Raw genomic sequence first — 16788 nt, forward strand, 5'->3', positions numbered from 1 at the left:
CGGTGAGTTTTACTTGAGTTCCAGTATCACCTGAGATATACGGAAGTAATAGTGAATAGATAAATTTTATTGTTCCGGTTTTACAAACCGCGCTCGCGCAGGCTCCGAAGGGGCGAGGCCGAAGGACAGCCTGGGTAACAGGTGTGAATAAGCGCAAGCAGCGCAGAGGCAGTCTTGTCAGGTGAGATGAATATACACAAAATCATTCGGCCTGCATCAAGGCGGCAAGTGCGCGAATCCCCGGGAGCTTACTCCAGTAAGTGACCGGGATGAGCAAGCGCAAGCAGCACAGAGGCAGTCTTGTCAGGTGAGGTGAATATACACAAAATCATTCGGCCTGCATCAAGGCGGCAAGTGCGCGAATCCCCGGAAGCTTACGCCAGTAAATGACCGGGTGAGCAAGCGCAAGCAGCGCAGAGACAGTCTTGTCAGGTGAGATGAATATACACAAAATCATTCGGCCTGCATCAAGGCGGCAAGTGCGCGAATCCCCGGGAGCTTACTCCAGTAAGTGACCGGGTGAGCGAGCGCAAGCAGCGCAGAGGCAGTCTTGTCAGGTGAGATGAATATACACAAAATCATTCGGCCTGCATCAAGGCGGCAAGTGCGCGAATCCCCGGAAGCTTACTCCAGTAAGTGACCGGGATGAGCAAGCGCAAGCAGCGCAGAGGCAGTCTTGTCAGGTGAGATGAATATACACAAAATCATTCGGCCTGCATCAAGGCGGCAAGTGCGCGAATCCCCGGGAGCTTACGCCAGTAAGTGACCGGGATGAGCAAGCGCAAGCAGCGCAGAGGCAGTCTTGTCAGGTGAGATGAATATACACAAAATCATTCGGCCTGCATCAAGGCGGCAAGTGCGCGAATCCCCGGAAGCTTACTCCAGTAAATGACCGGGATGAGCAAGCGCAAGCAGCGCAGAGGCAGTCTTGTCAGGTGAGATGAATATACACAAAATCATTCGGCCTGCATCAAGGCGGCAAGTGCGCGAATCCCCGGGAGCTTACTCCAGTAAGTGACCGGGGTGAGCAAGCGTAGCCAACGCAGAGGCAGGTTGAAGGATGAAGTGTATATGAGATTACTGAACCGGCTGAACCAGTACCAGCGCCTGTGGCTCCCCTCCTCCGGCGCGCCACAGCAGGTGACCGTAAGTGAGCTGGCAGAACGCTGTTTTTGCAGCGAGCGCCATATTCGAACGCTGCTTCGCCAGGCGCAGGAGGCCGGCTGGTTGAGCTGGCAGGCGACTCCCGGGCGCGGAAAACGCGGCACGCTGATTTTTCACACCGCGCCAGACGCCTTACGTAATGAGATGATGGAGCTGGCGCTGAATAACGGCCAGCAGAAAAATGCGCTGGAGCTGGCTCAGCTGGCGACGGAAGAGCTGAAGGCGCTGCTGTCACCTTTTCTTGGCGGTCAGTGGCAAAACAATACGCCGACTTTGCGCATTCCCTACTATCGCCCGCTTGACGCTCTGCAGCCGGGGTTTTTACCCGGTCGCGCCGAACAACATCTTGCCGGGCAAATTTTTTCTGGCCTGACGCGCTTTGGAGCACAAAATAGCGCTCCGGCCGGTGATTTAGCCCACCACTGGCAGGTATCGCCGGACGGCCTGCGCTGGCAGTTTTATATCCGCTCAACGCTGTTCTGGCATAATGGCGATCCGATAGAAACGCTGCAGCTTCGGCGGCGGCTGCTGATGTTGCTGGAGCTGCCCGCCCTGCGTACCCTGTTTGCCAGCATTAACCGAATCGATGTCACGCATGCGCAGTGTCTTACGATTACGCTGCATCGCCCGGATTACTGGCTACCGTTCCGCCTCGCCAGCGACGGCAGCTTACTGGCGCATCCCGATGAACCCACGGTCGGTAGCGGGCCGTTCCGTCTGAAACTGTTCAGCCCGGAGCTGGTGCGGCTGGAGAATCATCCGCGCTATCATCTGAACCACCCGCTGATCCAGGCGGTGGAGTACTGGATCACTCCCCAGCTGTTTGAGCAGAATCTGGGCACCAGCTGCCGCCACCCGGTGCAGATTACCATTGGCGATCCGGACAAGCTGGCAAATCTTCGTCAGGTCAGCAATAGCATCAGCCTCGGTTTTTGCTACCTGGCGCTGCGTCAGAGCCCTCGCCTCAGCAAAGCTCAGGCGCAACGTCTGGTATCGCTGATTCACCGCTCTTCACTGCTGAAGACGCTTCCGCTCGACGAAGATTTGATTACTCCCAGCAACGAGGTGTTGCCCGGATGGACCATTCCCCAGGGGCCAGAGAATCAGGATATTCCTCTGCCCGAACAGCTTACGTTGCTGTATCACCTGCCGGTCGAACTGCACACGATGGCAGAACAGCTCCGCCTACGGCTTGCCGCCCTCGGTTGTGAACTGAAGCTCATTTTTCACGACGCCAAAAACTGGCACGGTTGCCAGGAACTGGCGCAGGCGGATTTGGTCATGGGCGATCGGCTGATCGGCGAAGCGCCGGAATACACGCTGGAACAGTGGCTGCGTTGCGATACGATGTGGCCTCATTTATTGACCGGGGCACAGTATGCTCATCTGCAGGCCACCCTCGATGCCGTCCAGGCGCAGCCTGAAGAACGCAGCCGCAACGAAGCGTTGCGCAATGTCTTCAATATCCTGATGGACGATGCCATCATGACGCCGCTATTTAATTACAATTATCGCATCAGTGCCCCTCCGGGCGTAAACGGCCTGCAGCTTAACGCCCGGGGCTGGTTTGATTTCACCAGCGCCTGGCTACCGGCATCGCCGCCGTGATGAAGCTGGTCGCCGCGCCCATCAGGCGCTACCATATCGCTTTCACTTTGATTGTCAGGAATTGCCATGAAACGCGCCGTAGTTGTCTTCAGCGGAGGACAAGATTCAACGACCTGCCTGGTGCAGGCTCTGCAACAGTACGATGAAGTGCACTGCGTCACTTTTGATTATGGCCAACGCCACCGCGCGGAAATTGACGTCGCTCGCTCTCTGGCGTTAAAGCTGGGCGCCGTTGCCCATAAGGTGCTCGACGTGACGTTGCTTAACGAGCTTGCCGTCAGCAGCCTGACCCGCGATAACATCCCGGTGCCGGACTATGAGCCGGAAGCCAGCGGTATCCCGAATACCTTCGTGCCCGGGCGTAATATCCTGTTTTTAACCCTGACGGCGATTTACGCCTACCAGGTTAAGGCAGAGGCGATCATTACCGGCGTGTGCGAAACCGATTTTTCCGGCTACCCGGACTGCCGCGATGAGTTCGTGAAAGCGCTGCACCATGCCGTCAGCCTCGGAATGGCGAAAGATATTCGCTTCGAGACGCCGCTGATGTGGCTTAACAAAGCCGAGACATGGGCCTTAGCCGATTACTGGGGCCAGTTAGCACTGGTGCGCCATGAAACCCTGACCTGCTATAACGGCATTAAAGGCGACGGCTGCGGACAGTGCGCGGCCTGTAACCTGCGCGCCAACGGGCTAAGCCAGTACGAGGCCGATCGGCCGGGTATTATGGCAGTGATGAAACAGAAAACCGGGCTACAGTAACCGGTCATTTCCCGGTAGCGGCTGACGCCATACCGGGCCTGTAAGATCCGCGCATGACATCAAGCCCGTAGCCGGTCAGCGCAATTCCAGTACCAAATCCGCAACGCACCGTCGGCCGGGTAAGGCATCAGCCACCACCCGGCATTTTCTCTATGGCCGTTAGCTGAGACGGATGCGCGATAGCGCATCCGGGACACATGCCTCCGACTGGCCTGTCAGCAAGGCTCCAGCTGAATCAGTTTCTCGCGCAGTTCCCCCTCCAGCGGCAGCGCCTTCTGCGTTTTAAGATCGATGCAGACAAAGGTGATTAGCGCATCGGCTACCCCTTCGCCGTTAGGATTGAGAGTTACCACCTGGCTTAATGTTCCGCTTTTCCCGTTCAGCTGTTCCAGTTTGCTGGTGACGGTAAGCACATCGCCTAACACCGCCGGGCGGCGATAATTGATATTGATATTCACCACCACGAAGGCGATGTTGCGTGCGGTCATCCAGTGAAAAGCCGGGCTGCTTTCCAGGCCGTCCCAACGCGCCTCTTCGAGAAATTCCAGATAACGCGCATTATTGACGTGCTGATAGACGTCGAGATGATAGCCGCGAACTTTGATTTGTGTCTGCATAGCGCACATGCCTTATCTTTCATTGTTGTTTTGAGGTCAGAGGTCACACCACTTATGTGACCTCTTCATTCTGGCAAATAATGACGACTGTGCAAACTTGTGCTGAAAATTTATAACTTCAGATGTGACAGATTTCTCTCCACCAGCGAGTGCCCCATCCCCGGGACCTGCTTAAGATCGTCAACGGTTTTAAATGGTCCGTACTCTTCGCGATAGCTCACGATTGCCTGCGCTTTCTTCAGACCGACGCCATTCAAAGCCTTTGCCAGCTCCTCTGCGCTGGCACTATTGATACTCACCCTGATTCCATCACTCTCAGTCGCGTTTAACGTCTCAGGCACCTTCGCCTGCGGCGTCTGCACGCTCTCCTTTGCCGTCGCCGACGTTTTCCCGCTGGAAGGGGCGGCAAGTACACCCTGATGTCCTGCCGCGCAAACCAGTACGGCGGCGGCAATAAGCGTTTTCAATCCACGTTTCATGCTGTTATCTCCTTGTTTGTAGACAGCGGGATCACAATAGCGAGGGTGGAAATAGAGTACAAAAGACAAACCGCAGAAATGGAAAAGGCCGCGAAAGCGGCCTTTGAGGATTACATCACGTTACTGATTTTTGCGAAGCGTCACGAAATTATTGCTGTTGGTCGATAGCATCGCCGAGTTTAATTTTCGCGGACTTACGCAGGTTGCTCATCAGCGCTTCGAAAGCAATCTGAGCATTGTTCTGCGTGATGCCTTGCACCATGGCTTTTTTCTGCGCTTCCGGCATGTCGCCGGCTTTGACCTCGTCCAGCGCCAGCAGCACCACGTTGCCTTTGATGTCGCTACCCATACCGTAGACAGGTTTACCCTGCTGCGGCAGCGGCAGAGCAAACGCCGCCTGGCTCAAGGGATCCTGACCGGTACGTGCCAGCGTCTGCGCCGGGCCGAAGCTTAAACCTGCGGCTTTCATCGCCTCGTCACCTTTACCATCTTTGAGCGCGGCCAGCAGCTTGTCTGCATCCAGCTTCGCCTGCTGTTCAGCTTTGGTATGTTTGACGATATCGATAACCTGCGCTTTCACATCTGCCAGTGGCTTCACGGCTTCCGCTTTGTGCTCGCTGATACGCAGAACAAAGGCGCGATCGCCATCGACGGTGATGATATCGGAGTTGCTGCCCGGCGTACCGTTCTCGCCCACCAGACCGCCGTTGAAGATAGCATCGGCAACCGGTTTAAAGTTCAGCTCTTCTGGCAAATTGTCACGCCCAAACCAGCCGGTTTCGGTCACTTTCACATTCGCAGCCTGTGCAGCGCTGGCCAGCGATTCGTTATCATTGCTGGCGGCATCGCTCACTTTCTGCTGCAGCGCGTAGTAAGCATCCAGCGCTTTTTCCTGCTTCACTTTCGCCGCGATATCATCGCGAACTTCGGCCAGCGGTTTAACCTTCGCCGGCTGAACATCATCAAGACGGACAACCAGGAAACCAACGGAAGATTTAATCACGCCAGAAAGCTGGCCTTTTTCTTTCAGACCGGCATTTTTCAGCTCTGGTACCGTCGCAGCATCGTCCATCCAGCCCATATCGCCACCGTTGCGGGCAGAGATAATGTCGGTAGATTTTTCTTTCGCCAGGGTGGCGAAATCGGCCCCTTTCTTCAGCTCATCCAGAACCGTCTGGGCATCGGCTTCGGTCTTGGTCTGAATCACGCTGTAGCGGTTACGCTGCGGCTGCGTGAACTGATCCTGATGCTGATCATACCAGGACTGGATTTCCTCGTCAGAGGCGTTCTCCTGCATGCCAGCCGCATCCATTTTGATGTAGCTCACGCGGAACTGCTCCGGCGCCATGAAACGGGCCTGGTTTTGCTGGTAGTAAGCGTTGACTTCCTCATCGGTCACCGTCTGCTTCGCCGCCAGTGCATTGACATCGATGGTGGCTTCACGCACTACGCGTTGCTGGGATACCAGCGCAGCCAGCTGATCGGATTCACCGGGCAGCATAAAGTCAGTACCGGCAATGGCATTAATCAGCTGCTGAGTTGTCAGCTGGTTGCGCAGCGCCTGCGCGTACTGATCGGTGGTCATGCCCATTTGATTCACGATACCGCTAAAACGTTCGTTATCAAATTGGCCGTCAGTCTGGAAAGCCTGAGTCTGGAAGATAGCCTGTTTGACTTGAGCATCGCTGACGCTCAGTCCGAGTTCGCGGGCGTACTGGTCAAGCAGCGACTCGTCAATCAGACGGTTCAGCACCTGCTGACGCATGGTTTTCATGTAGTTTTCGTTGGCCGCCAGTTCAGAGAACTGATCGCCAAGCTGCTGCTGCATACGGTTACGTTCGCTGGCAACGGCATTTTCAAACTGTGAGCGACCAATTTCCTGGTCGTTAACTTTCGCGGCATAATTGTTACTGCCGCCAATCAGGTAACCACTCACCCCGGTCAAAATGAACGAGATAATGATGATACCGAAAATAATCTTGAGCACGACGCTATTGGCGGCCGTGCGTAGGTTGTCCATCATGGTGTAACAACGCTCCGCTGTAGATGACTTTAGCTCGCGCAGCATAGCACGTGATGGCTGCCGCGCGTGAGGACCTATTTTGACAAGAAAATGGGGTGATTGTCAGCCCACAAGTGCGTACAAACACACATAAAGTCGGGTTCCGGGCAAATAAAAAAGGCACATCTCGCGATGCGCCCTTGTACTTCGTCACATTCCCTGATGGGAAGCCGATCAGTTTACCGCGTCTTTCAGCGCTTTACCGGCACGGAAACCCGGCACTTTGGCAGCAGCGATGGTAATTTCTTTACCTGTTTGCGGGTTGCGACCAGTACGGGCAGCGCGCTCTTTCACAGCAAAGGTACCAAACCCGACCAGCGCAACGTCATCTCCAGCCTGCAGAGATTCAGTAACAGAAGCAATTAAAGCATCTAACGCACGTCCGGCTGCAGCTTTAGAAATGTCCGCACCCGCAGCAATTTTGTCAATCAGTTGAGATTTATTCACTGTTCTCTTCCTCTCTTTATAATTTATATCGCACCAGAATCCTTCGTGGTGCGACCGCGCAGCAGTTATATCAGGACTGTCATGCCCTTACAACAGAGTTGTAGATGACCCCCTGCCAGCGATCTAAGTTAGCTACACAAAAAAAGGCTGGCAAGTACGAATTTACTTCCCAGCCCCACTTTTCTTAGCGCTATTTGCGCGAAATCACTATTTTGCCGTGACGACCTGCATGCCGAATGGTTCGTTCTGCAACGCAAGTGTCAGAACTTCTTCGATTCGTTTCACCGGATGGATATCTAAATCGGCAATAACGTTATCTGGAATTTCTTCAAGGTCACGTTTATTTTCATCAGGAATCAGAACAGTCTTAATGCCGCCGCGATGTGCCGCCAGCAGTTTTTCCTTCAGACCGCCGATTGGCAGCACCTGACCACGCAGGGTAATTTCCCCCGTCATCGCGACGTCAGCGCGTACCGGATTCCCCGTCAGACAGGAGACCAGCGCGGTACACATCGCAATACCGGCGCTCGGACCGTCTTTCGGCGTCGCCCCTTCCGGAACGTGAACGTGAATATCACGTTTTTCGTAGAAATCCGAATTAATTCCCAGCTTATCCGCACGCGAACGGACCACGGTCAGCGCAGCCTGAATAGACTCCTGCATCACTTCGCCCAGCGAACCGGTATAGGTCAGCTTGCCTTTACCCGGCACACAGGCGGTTTCGATGGTCAGCAGATCGCCGCCCACTTCCGTCCATGCCAGACCGGTGACCTGGCCGACGCGGTTTTCGCTATCCGCACGACCGTAGTCATAGCGCTGCACGCCAAGGAAATCATGCAGGTTATCACCATTAATCGTGATGTGCTTCAGTGACTTATCCAGCAGCAGCTGTTTAACCGCCTTACGGCACAGCTTGGAAATTTCACGCTCCAGCCCACGCACGCCCGCTTCACGGGTGTAATAGCGAATAATCCCGACGATCGCGCTGTCCTCTACGGTCAGCTCGCCTTTCTTCAGCGCATTACGCTCAATCTGCTTAGACAGCAGGTGACGTTTGGCGATGTTCAGTTTTTCGTCTTCGGTATAACCGGACAGACGAATCACTTCCATACGATCCAGCAGCGGCGCCGGAATGTTCATGGAGTTAGAGGTCGCCACAAACATGACATCGCTCAGATCGTAGTCCACTTCCAGATAGTGGTCGTTAAACGCCACGTTCTGTTCCGGATCTAACACTTCCAGCAGCGCTGAGGCCGGATCGCCGCGCATGTCGGAGGACATTTTGTCGATCTCATCCAGCAGGAACAGCGGGTTTTTCACCCCCACTTTCGCCATTTTCTGGATCAGTTTGCCCGGCATTGAGCCGATGTAGGTCCGGCGGTGACCGCGGATTTCCGCTTCATCACGCACGCCGCCCAGCGCCATACGCACGTACTTACGGCCGGTGGCTTTAGCGATGGACTGGCCCAGCGAGGTTTTACCCACCCCCGGCGGTCCAACCAGGCACAGAATCGGCCCTTTCAGCTTGTTGACGCGGCTCTGTACTGCGAGATACTCAAGGATACGATCCTTCACGCGCTCCAGGCCGTAATGGTCGGTATCGAGGATCTCCTGAGCCTGACGCAGATCTTTTTTGACCTTGCTGCGCGCGCTCCACGGCACCTGCACCATCCAGTCGATGTAGCCGCGTACGACGGTCGCTTCCGCCGACATCGGCGACATCATCTTCAGCTTTTGCAGTTCCGCTTCGGTTTTTTCTTTCGCCTCTTTCGGCATTTTTGCCGCGTCGATCTTGCGCTTCAGCGCTTCGTTCTCGTCCGGGGCATCGTCCATCTCGCCAAGCTCTTTCTGGATGGCCTTCATCTGCTCATTCAGATAGTACTCACGCTGAGACTTTTCCATCTGCTTTTTCACGCGGTTGCGAATACGCTTCTCAACCTGCAGCAGATCGATTTCCGATTCCATCATCGCCATCAGATATTCCAGACGTTCGTTAATGTCGGACATCTCGAGGACGGACTGCTTATCTGCCAGCTTAAGCGGCATGTGCGCAGCAATGGTATCAGCCAGACGCGCAGGATCGTCGATGCTGTTGAGCGACGTCAGCACTTCCGGCGGGATTTTCTTGTTCAGCTTGATGTAGCCTTCAAACTGACCGATCGCGGTGCGCACCAGGACTTCCTGCTCGCGTTCGTCGATCGCCGGCGATTCCAGGTACTCTGCTTTCGCTGAAAAATGCTCGCCGTTATCAGACAGTGCAGAAATACGCGCGCGCTGCAGGCCTTCAACCAGCACTTTGACGGTGCCATCAGGCAGCTTCAGCATCTGTAAAATTGACGCCACGGTCCCGACGGTGAAAAGATCATTTACACCCGGCTCATCCGTCGAAGCTTCTTTCTGCGCAACCAGCATGATTTTTTTATCATGGTCCATAGCCGCTTCAAGACAACGGATAGATTTTTCCCGCCCTACAAACAGGGGTATGACCATGTGCGGATAAACCACCACATCGCGCAACGGCAATACGGGGATTTCAATGCGTTCAGAACGCTCAGGATTCATAGAGCTCTCTCTTAGTTTAAAGTCCGCCAGGTAGCCAGCGGCACGACTCGTCATCGCGACGCCGTTAATATGTAATCCAGTATATGGGGATGTATTCCACACATTCAACGGCGGGAATGCAGGAAAAATAAAAGGGGAGATAAAATCCCCCCTTTTTGTTAACTGCTTGAGCAAGTTGGCTAATTATTCACCAGACGCCTGCTGCGCTTCCGGTTTGCCATAGATCAGCAACGGCTTGCTTTGTCCGTCGATAACGGAAGCATCGATGACCACTTTTTCCACGTCTTCCATTGACGGAAGATCGTACATGGTATCGAGCAGCGCGGCTTCAACGATGGAACGCAGACCACGAGCACCGGTTTTACGCGCCATCGCTTTTTTGGCGATCGCGTCCAGCGCTTCATCGCGGAACTCCAGCTCAGCGCCTTCCAGGTTAAACAATGCCTGATACTGTTTGGTCAGGGCATTTTTCGGCTCTTTCAGGATCTGAATCAGCGCTTCTTCGCTCAGCTCATTCAGCGTTGCAACGACCGGCAGACGACCGATGAACTCCGGAATCAGACCAAATTTGATCAGATCTTCCGGCTCAACCTGAGACAGCAGCTCACCTTCGCTCGCTTTGTCAGATTTGGCTTTTACCGTCGCGCCGAAACCAATACCTGAACCGGTTTCGACACGATGGGAAATAACCTTATCCAGACCGGCAAACGCGCCGCCGCAGATAAACAGAATCTTGGAGGTATCAACCTGCAAGAACTCCTGCTGCGGATGCTTACGCCCGCCCTGCGGTGGTACCGCGGCAACGGTTCCTTCGATAAGCTTCAGCAGCGCCTGCTGCACGCCTTCGCCGGAGACATCGCGGGTAATCGACGGGTTATCCGATTTACGGGAAATTTTGTCGATCTCATCGATGTACACGATACCGCGCTGCGCTTTCTGTACGTCGTAGTCACATTTCTGCAGCAGCTTCTGAATGATGTTTTCGACGTCTTCACCGACATAACCGGCTTCGGTCAGGGTGGTGGCGTCCGCCATGGTGAACGGTACATCCAGCAGACGCGCCAGCGTTTCCGCCAGCAGCGTTTTACCGGAACCTGTCGGCCCGATCAGCAGAATGTTACTTTTACCCAGCTCAACACCGTTGCTGGTATCACCATTGCGCAGGCGTTTGTAGTGGTTGTATACCGCAACGGCCAGCACTTTTTTCGCCGGCTCCTGGCCGATAACGTAATCGTCCAGGTGGTGGCGGATTTCGTGCGGAGTCGGCAGCGCACTGCGTTCACGATGCGGCGCGACTTCTTTAATTTCTTCGCGAATGATGTCGTTACATAAATCAACGCATTCGTCGCAGATATACACGGATGGCCCGGCGATCAGCTTACGCACTTCATGCTGGCTTTTGCCGCAAAAAGAGCAATACAACAGTTTGCCCGAACCATCTTTGCGTTTATCTGTCATGAGTCCAAACCTCTTATTAAGTTCTTTGTGCCGCACACGACGACGCAAATGCCATTCTCAGGCGCAAGTCGCTGATAAGCGTTGTGCCGCCCTACTCCAGACAAGTATAGCGGCCCCCTTGCGCCAGGGGCATCAATTACGATGGGTCAAAATGGAATCGACCAGGCCGTATTCCACCGCTTCGGAGGCTGACAAGAAACGGTCACGCTCGGTGTCGTTCTCAATCTGCGCAAGGGATTGACCCGTATGGTGTGCCATCAGTTCATTCATCCGCCCTTTCACTTTCAGGATCTCGCGGGCGTGAATTTCGATATCCGTCGCCTGACCCTGATAGCCGCCCAGCGGCTGGTGGATCATCACGCGGGAATTCGGCAGGCAGAAACGCTTGCCTTTTGCCCCTGCGGTCAGCAGGAACGCGCCCATCGATGCCGCCTGGCCCATACAAATGGTGCTCACGTCAGGCTTGATGAACTGCATGGTGTCGTAAATCGACATCCCGGCGGTGATCACCCCGCCCGGAGAGTTAATGTACAGATAAATGTCTTTTTCCGGGTTCTCTGCTTCCAGAAAAAGCATCTGCGCCACGATCAGATTCGCCATGTGGTCTTCCACCTGGCCGGTCAGAAAGATGACGCGTTCCTTGAGCAGACGGGAGTAGATATCAAAAGAACGTTCACCGCGCGAGGTCTGTTCAATGACCATCGGCACCAGGGCCATATGGGGTGCAAAGTTATCTCGTTCGCCACTGTATGACATTTCCGTCTCCTGGATTAATTTTGAATAAACCTGCCGCACTGATTGTAACCTTATGGACGGATTATCAGCCAGAGTCTTCTGTCCGTCATCGTTCAAATTACCTGGATATCGGCCTTACGCCCGTAACCTGAACAAATCCCGACAGACACGCTTCGTCATTATGCATGATTTCACGCGTGCAGTTTCGTCTCCTCGTTGTGGGGACGATGCAATCATAATTCAAGCATAACAAGCTTTTGTCGTAACGCTATCATTGATATCGCGTTTTCGCACTCATCCTGAAGCTATTGCTGCGATAAAAAAAAACCCGCCGCCTCTCGGCAACGGGTTTTACCTGAACGTTAAACCGTGGGCGAAATTACGCCTGCTGGTTCATCAGTTCATTGAAGGTCGTGGCTTTTTCAGACACTTTCGCTTTTGCCAGAACGGCTTCAACAGCCTGCTCTTCCAGCGCGACGTTACGCATGTTGTCCATCAGTTCGTTGTTTTTGCTGTAGAACTCAACAACTTCTTTCGGATCTTCGTAAGCGGAAGCCATCTCTTCGATCAGGCCTTTAACACGCTCTTCGTCAGCTTTCAGCTCGTTGGTACGAATCACTTCGCCCAGCAGCAGACCGACAACTACGCGGCGTTTAGCCTGCTCTTCGAACAGTTCGCGCGGCAGTTCCAGAGCCTGCTTCTCATTGCCACCGAAACGCTGAGCAGCCTGACGACGCAGAACGTCGATTTCGCTGTCGATCAGGGCAGCCGGCACGTCGATGTCGTTCGCTTTAACCAGACCTTCGATAGCCTGAGACTTCACGCGGTTACGCACGGCGCCTTTCAGCTCGCGATCCATGTTTTTACGCACTTCAGCGCGCAGACCTTCTACGGAACCATCTTCAACGCCGAAACGTTTGATGAATTCAGCAGTCAGTTCCGGCAGCTCGCGCTCTTCAACTTTCTTCAGGTTGATAACGAACTTAGCCGCTTTACCTTTCAGGTTTTCTGCGTGGTATTCTTCCGGGAAGGTCACATCGATAGTGAACTCTTCGCCCGCTTTGTGGCCTTTAATACCGTCTTCAAAGCCTGGGATCATACGACCCTGGCCCATCGCCAGTACGAAGTCAGTCGCTTTGCCGCCTTCGAACTCTTCGCCGTCAACAGAACCGGTGAAGTCGATGGTTACGCGGTCTTCTGCATCAACAGCGCCATCTTTGTCTTTCCAGTTAGCCTGCTGCTTACGCAGCGTGTCCAGCATGGTGTCGACATCAGCTTCGGTCACTTCAACAACCGGTTTTTCAACTTCGATAGTTTCCAGACCCTGCAGCGCAACTTCCGGATAAACTTCGAACTCTACCGCGTAGGTGAAGTCTTCACCCAGCTTGTATTCGCCCGGAACGTAGTTCGGTGCGCCGGCTGGATTGATTTTCTCTTTGATGATCGCGTCAACGAAGTGACGGCTCATCAGGTCGCCCAGCACGTCCTGGCGAACGGATGCGCCATAACGCTGAGCAACAACATTCATCGGCACTTTCCCTTTACGGAAGCCGTCAATGCGAACTTTTTTCGCCACGTTGACCAGCTCGCTTTTGACAGCATTCTCGATGCTGTCAGCGGCGATAGTAATCGTTACACGGCGCCCAAGGCCCTGAGTGGTTTCAACTGAAACTTGCATCTTGTTACCTCAAAAAAATCACAGTGCTCGGTCAACTCTGGAAGCGCGTGTACGTTGCTTCGCAGAACCGGGATGCCCTCTTCAATCAGAAACACATTCCCTGTCGCCAGAATCATCCCGAAGACATTCATATAAGACGCGGCATTATAGCGGCATCACTTTTGTGAGTCGAGAACGGTTGTCGCCCACGGCTGCGGCATTTTTCACAATTCCCGCGCAAATTTGTCTTTAAAAGCGCCCACTGCACACATTTTCAGACAAAACAAAACGGCCCGCAGGCCGTTTTTTGATAAATCTTCACGCAACATACTGGAAAAGTTCCCGCGGTTGCAAATACGATTTCTAGGCGATACTTCCCGCACCGCGACAAGGAGGAGATGCAAATACCGTGTCCTGAAGCCCTTCCCACTCTTTAATCGTATAGGTATGCAGCGCCAGCGCATGCACAGTGCTCGACAGCTCCTCAGTCAGCGTACCGTAGATCATACGGTGACGGTTCAGAAAACGCTCGCCGGTGAAACGATCGCTCACCAACACCACTTTAAAATGACTTTCAGAGCCAGCCGGGACATTGTGGCGATAACTTTCATCCACGACTTCGAGATACACGGGGTCGAACGCTGCCCTAAGTTTTGCTTCGATCTGTTCACGTATCATCATGAATTTTCTCCTCCGACAACGCTGAGATGCCGCCATTCCTTTTAAATGTTAGCCGCTTTTACCGCTTCCATTAGGGGAAAACAACAAAAAATTAGCATTCTTCTGATATTTTCATTCAAAAGTATCAAGTTTACTCACTCTCTCCCCCAGAACGTCCGCCTGGATCGCGATAAAAATGGGAGGCGGCGATAAAATGTACAACGCGATGAATTTACATGCGTTGCCACTTCCCCTCGCCGTTGGCGATGTTATGATGGCGGTAATTTTCCTCAATGACCCGAAATAGATTTGAGCGACGGAAAGGCTACAAACGGGAGAGTCCTCAGGCGCTTGCTGAAGCGAGTGACGAGGGCGAACAAGAGCCGCTAACGCAACCGTTGCCTGAAGTATGACGGGTATAACAACACCATGCGCTGAGACCCTGAACATGTTTAAGAAAATTCTTTTCCCGCTGGTCGCGATGTTTATGCTGGCAGGATGCGCGACGCCTCCGACTACCATTGATGTATCGCCGAAAATGAGCCTGCCGCAGCAGGACCCAAGCCTGATGGGCGTCACCGTCAGCATTAACGGTGCGGACCAGCGTCCGGATCAGGCGCTGGCGAAGGTCACCCGCGATAACCAACAGGTTACGCTGACCGCCTCCCGCGACCTGCGCTTCCTGCTGCAGGAAGTGCTGGAAAAACAAATGACCGCGCGCGGTTATATGATTGGGCCGAACGGCGCAGTCGATCTGCAGATTATCGTGAATAAACTGTATGCCGACGTTTCCCAGGGCAACGTGCGCTACAACATCGCCACGAAGGCAGATATCGCGATTATCGCCACCGCCGCGAACGGCACCAAAATGACCAAAAACTATCGCGCAAGCTACTCTGTTGAAGGCGCCTTCCAGGCCTCCAACCAGAATATCGCCAATGCGGTGAACAGCGTCCTGACCGATACCATCGCCGATATGGCGCAGGACACCAGCATTCATGATTTCATCAAGCAAAACGCGCGTTGATCGTTCGCCAACCCGGCCTTGCGCCGGGTTGGCGCCATAAGCCATGTCCAACCACTACTTACGCATTTTCCAGCAGCCTAAATCAGCTATTTTGCTGATCCTAGGGTTTGCTTCCGGCTTGCCTCTGGCGCTGACCTCCGGCACGCTCCAGGCGTGGATGACCGTTGAAAATATCGATCTGAAAACGATCGGCTTCTTCTCGCTGGTTGGCCAGGCTTACGTCTTTAAGTTTCTCTGGTCACCGTTAATGGACCGCTACACGCCGCCGTTTCTTGGCCGGCGCCGCGGCTGGCTGCTGACCACGCAGTTTCTGCTGCTTATCGCCATTGCCGCCATGGGATTCCTTGAACCTTCGACCCAGCTCCGCTGGATGGCCGCATTAGCGGTTGTTATCGCCTTCTGCTCCGCATCGCAGGATATCGTCTTCGATGCGTGGAAAACCGATGTGCTGACGGCAGAGGAGCGCGGCGCTGGCGCGGCCATCAGCGTGCTGGGCTATCGCCTGGGGATGCTGGTCTCCGGTGGCCTGGCGCTGTGGCTGGCTGACCGTTGGCTCGGCTGGCAGGGAATGTACTGGCTGATGGCCGTGCTGCTGATTCCCTGCATTATCGCCACCCTGCTGGCGCCAGAACCGAGCGATGTGATTCCGGTACCAAAAAGCCTCGAACAGGCGGTCGCCGAACCGCTGCGCGACTTCTTCGGACGTAACAACGCCTGGCTGATCCTGCTGTTAATCGTCCTTTATAAGCTCGGCGATGCCTTTGCGATGAGTCTGACCACCACGTTTTTGATTCGCGGAGTCGGTTTTGATGCCGGCGAGGTGGGAATGGTCAATAAAACGCTGGGACTTTTCGCGACGATTGTTGGCGCACTTTACGGCGGCGTACTCATGCAGCGCCTCACCCTGTTTCGCGCCCTGCTGATTTTCGGCGTGCTACAGGGCGTATCCAATGCCGGCTACTGGCTGCTGTCGATTACCGATAAACATCTTTACTCCATGGCGACGGCGGTCTTTTTCGAAAACCTGTGCGGCGGTATGGGCACGGCGGCATTTGTCGCCCTGTTAATGACCCTGTGTAATAAATCGTTTTCCGCCACCCAGTTTGCTTTGCTGTCCGCGCTATCGGCAGTCGGTCGCGTGTACGTCGGGCCCATTGCCGGCTGGTTCGTCGAAGCTCACGGTTGGCCGACATTTTATCTGTTCTCTGTCTTTGCCGCCGTCCCGGGAATTGTGCTCCTGCTGCTCTGCCGGCAAACCCTGGAGTACACGCAACGCACCGGAAGCTTTATTCCGCGCACGGACTATCCACAGACCTATACGCTGGCGCTGCTGATTCTGGCCGTGGGTTCGCTGATGCTGGGCATATGGCTGCTGTTGCTGATACTCAATTCCCTCGACTTCACCTCTTTTTCCTTCCTGCCCACGCTACTGGAAATTGCGGCCCTCACCGCCATCGCCGGCGTTGTGCTCGGAAGTCTGCTGGATTATCTGGCGTTACGGAAGAGTGCGCTGATTTAACGCATCATTGCGCTGTTATTAGCCGTTGTAA

At 54.3% G+C, this 16788-nt stretch carries 13 protein-coding genes; 4 read left to right on the forward strand and 9 right to left on the reverse strand.

Annotated features, from left to right (window positions below; genetic code table 11):
- Positions 1-1071 precede the first annotated feature (1071 nt).
- Both AC236I_RS19135 and queC read left to right on the forward strand, forming a co-directional pair.
- Entirely contained in the window at positions 1072-2772 is a 1701-nt protein-coding gene (locus tag AC236I_RS19135) for an SgrR family transcriptional regulator (RefSeq protein ID WP_015585026.1), read from the forward strand.
- 66 nt (positions 2773-2838) lie between these two features.
- Positions 2839-3534 carry a 7-cyano-7-deazaguanine synthase QueC gene (gene queC, locus AC236I_RS19140; RefSeq protein WP_004858727.1) on the forward strand — a complete coding sequence of 232 codons (696 nt, stop codon included), beginning with the start codon at positions 2839-2841 and terminating at the stop codon, positions 3532-3534.
- Between the two features lie 215 nt (positions 3535-3749).
- Here the strand turns inward: queC and AC236I_RS19145 are convergent, their stop codons facing one another.
- The 9 genes from AC236I_RS19145 to bolA all read right to left on the reverse strand — a co-directional run bounded on the left by AC236I_RS19145 (position 3750) and on the right by bolA (position 14232).
- Positions 3750-4151 carry a YbgC/FadM family acyl-CoA thioesterase gene (locus AC236I_RS19145; protein WP_004858725.1) on the reverse strand — a complete coding sequence of 134 codons (402 nt, stop codon included), beginning with the start codon at positions 4149-4151 and terminating at the stop codon, positions 3750-3752.
- A gap of 110 nt (positions 4152-4261) precedes the next feature.
- Positions 4262-4630, reverse strand: a complete 369-nt coding sequence (locus AC236I_RS19150) for a helix-hairpin-helix domain-containing protein (protein WP_004858724.1) — start codon at positions 4628-4630, stop codon at positions 4262-4264.
- A gap of 148 nt (positions 4631-4778) precedes the next feature.
- Positions 4779-6653 carry a peptidylprolyl isomerase gene (gene ppiD, locus AC236I_RS19155; RefSeq protein ID WP_099842855.1) on the reverse strand — a complete coding sequence of 625 codons (1875 nt, stop codon included), beginning with the start codon at positions 6651-6653 and terminating at the stop codon, positions 4779-4781.
- Between the two features lie 213 nt (positions 6654-6866).
- Positions 6867-7139, reverse strand: coding sequence for a nucleoid-associated protein HU-beta (gene hupB / locus AC236I_RS19160; RefSeq protein ID WP_002444653.1), 273 nt, complete (start codon positions 7137-7139; stop codon positions 6867-6869).
- Between the two features lie 207 nt (positions 7140-7346).
- Entirely contained in the window at positions 7347-9701 is a 2355-nt protein-coding gene (gene lon, locus AC236I_RS19165; protein ID WP_004858717.1) for an endopeptidase La, read from the reverse strand.
- A gap of 183 nt (positions 9702-9884) precedes the next feature.
- Positions 9885-11159 carry an ATP-dependent protease ATP-binding subunit ClpX gene (gene clpX, locus AC236I_RS19170; RefSeq protein WP_004858716.1) on the reverse strand — a complete coding sequence of 425 codons (1275 nt, stop codon included), beginning with the start codon at positions 11157-11159 and terminating at the stop codon, positions 9885-9887.
- Between the two features lie 132 nt (positions 11160-11291).
- Positions 11292-11915 carry an ATP-dependent Clp endopeptidase proteolytic subunit ClpP gene (gene clpP / locus AC236I_RS19175; RefSeq protein WP_004858713.1) on the reverse strand — a complete coding sequence of 208 codons (624 nt, stop codon included), beginning with the start codon at positions 11913-11915 and terminating at the stop codon, positions 11292-11294.
- A gap of 358 nt (positions 11916-12273) precedes the next feature.
- Entirely contained in the window at positions 12274-13572 is a 1299-nt protein-coding gene (gene tig, locus AC236I_RS19180) for a trigger factor (protein ID WP_004858711.1), read from the reverse strand.
- A 342-nt stretch (positions 13573-13914) separates the two neighbouring features.
- Positions 13915-14232, reverse strand: a complete 318-nt coding sequence (bolA, locus tag AC236I_RS19185) for a transcriptional regulator BolA (protein WP_015585028.1) — start codon at positions 14230-14232, stop codon at positions 13915-13917.
- 427 nt (positions 14233-14659) lie between these two features.
- On the opposite strand from bolA, the gene AC236I_RS19190 reads away from it, so the two are divergent.
- Positions 14660-15238, forward strand: coding sequence for a lipoprotein (locus AC236I_RS19190; RefSeq protein ID WP_004858708.1), 579 nt, complete (start codon positions 14660-14662; stop codon positions 15236-15238).
- A gap of 43 nt (positions 15239-15281) precedes the next feature.
- The gene (gene ampG, locus AC236I_RS19195) at positions 15282-16757 is read left to right on the forward strand and encodes a muropeptide MFS transporter AmpG (protein WP_249086468.1); all 1476 of its coding nucleotides are present in this window, start codon (positions 15282-15284) and stop codon (positions 16755-16757) included.
- The last annotated feature ends 31 nt before the right edge of the window (positions 16758-16788 follow it).

Source organism: Klebsiella sp. Sb-30 (assembly GCF_057652795.1).

Excerpts from the sequence above, each read along its gene's own strand:
- AC236I_RS19145 (WP_004858725.1), bottom strand. The coding sequence starts at position 4,151 with ATGCAGACACAAATCAAAGTTCGCGGCTATCATCTCGACGTCTATCAG.
- queC (WP_004858727.1), top strand. The coding sequence starts at position 2,839 with ATGAAACGCGCCGTAGTTGTCTTCAGCGGAGGACAAGATTCAACGACC.
- ampG (WP_249086468.1), top strand. The coding sequence starts at position 15,282 with ATGTCCAACCACTACTTACGCATTTTCCAGCAGCCTAAATCAGCTATT.
- AC236I_RS19150 (WP_004858724.1), bottom strand. The coding sequence starts at position 4,630 with ATGAAACGTGGATTGAAAACGCTTATTGCCGCCGCCGTACTGGTTTGC.
- AC236I_RS19135 (WP_015585026.1), top strand. The coding sequence starts at position 1,072 with ATGAGATTACTGAACCGGCTGAACCAGTACCAGCGCCTGTGGCTCCCC.
- bolA (WP_015585028.1), bottom strand. The coding sequence starts at position 14,232 with ATGATGATACGTGAACAGATCGAAGCAAAACTTAGGGCAGCGTTCGAC.
- lon (WP_004858717.1), bottom strand. The coding sequence starts at position 9,701 with ATGAATCCTGAGCGTTCTGAACGCATTGAAATCCCCGTATTGCCGTTG.
- ppiD (WP_099842855.1), bottom strand. The coding sequence starts at position 6,653 with ATGATGGACAACCTACGCACGGCCGCCAATAGCGTCGTGCTCAAGATT.
- clpP (WP_004858713.1), bottom strand. The coding sequence starts at position 11,915 with ATGTCATACAGTGGCGAACGAGATAACTTTGCACCCCATATGGCCCTG.
- clpX (WP_004858716.1), bottom strand. The coding sequence starts at position 11,159 with ATGACAGATAAACGCAAAGATGGTTCGGGCAAACTGTTGTATTGCTCT.
- AC236I_RS19190 (WP_004858708.1), top strand. The coding sequence starts at position 14,660 with ATGTTTAAGAAAATTCTTTTCCCGCTGGTCGCGATGTTTATGCTGGCA.
- tig (WP_004858711.1), bottom strand. The coding sequence starts at position 13,572 with ATGCAAGTTTCAGTTGAAACCACTCAGGGCCTTGGGCGCCGTGTAACG.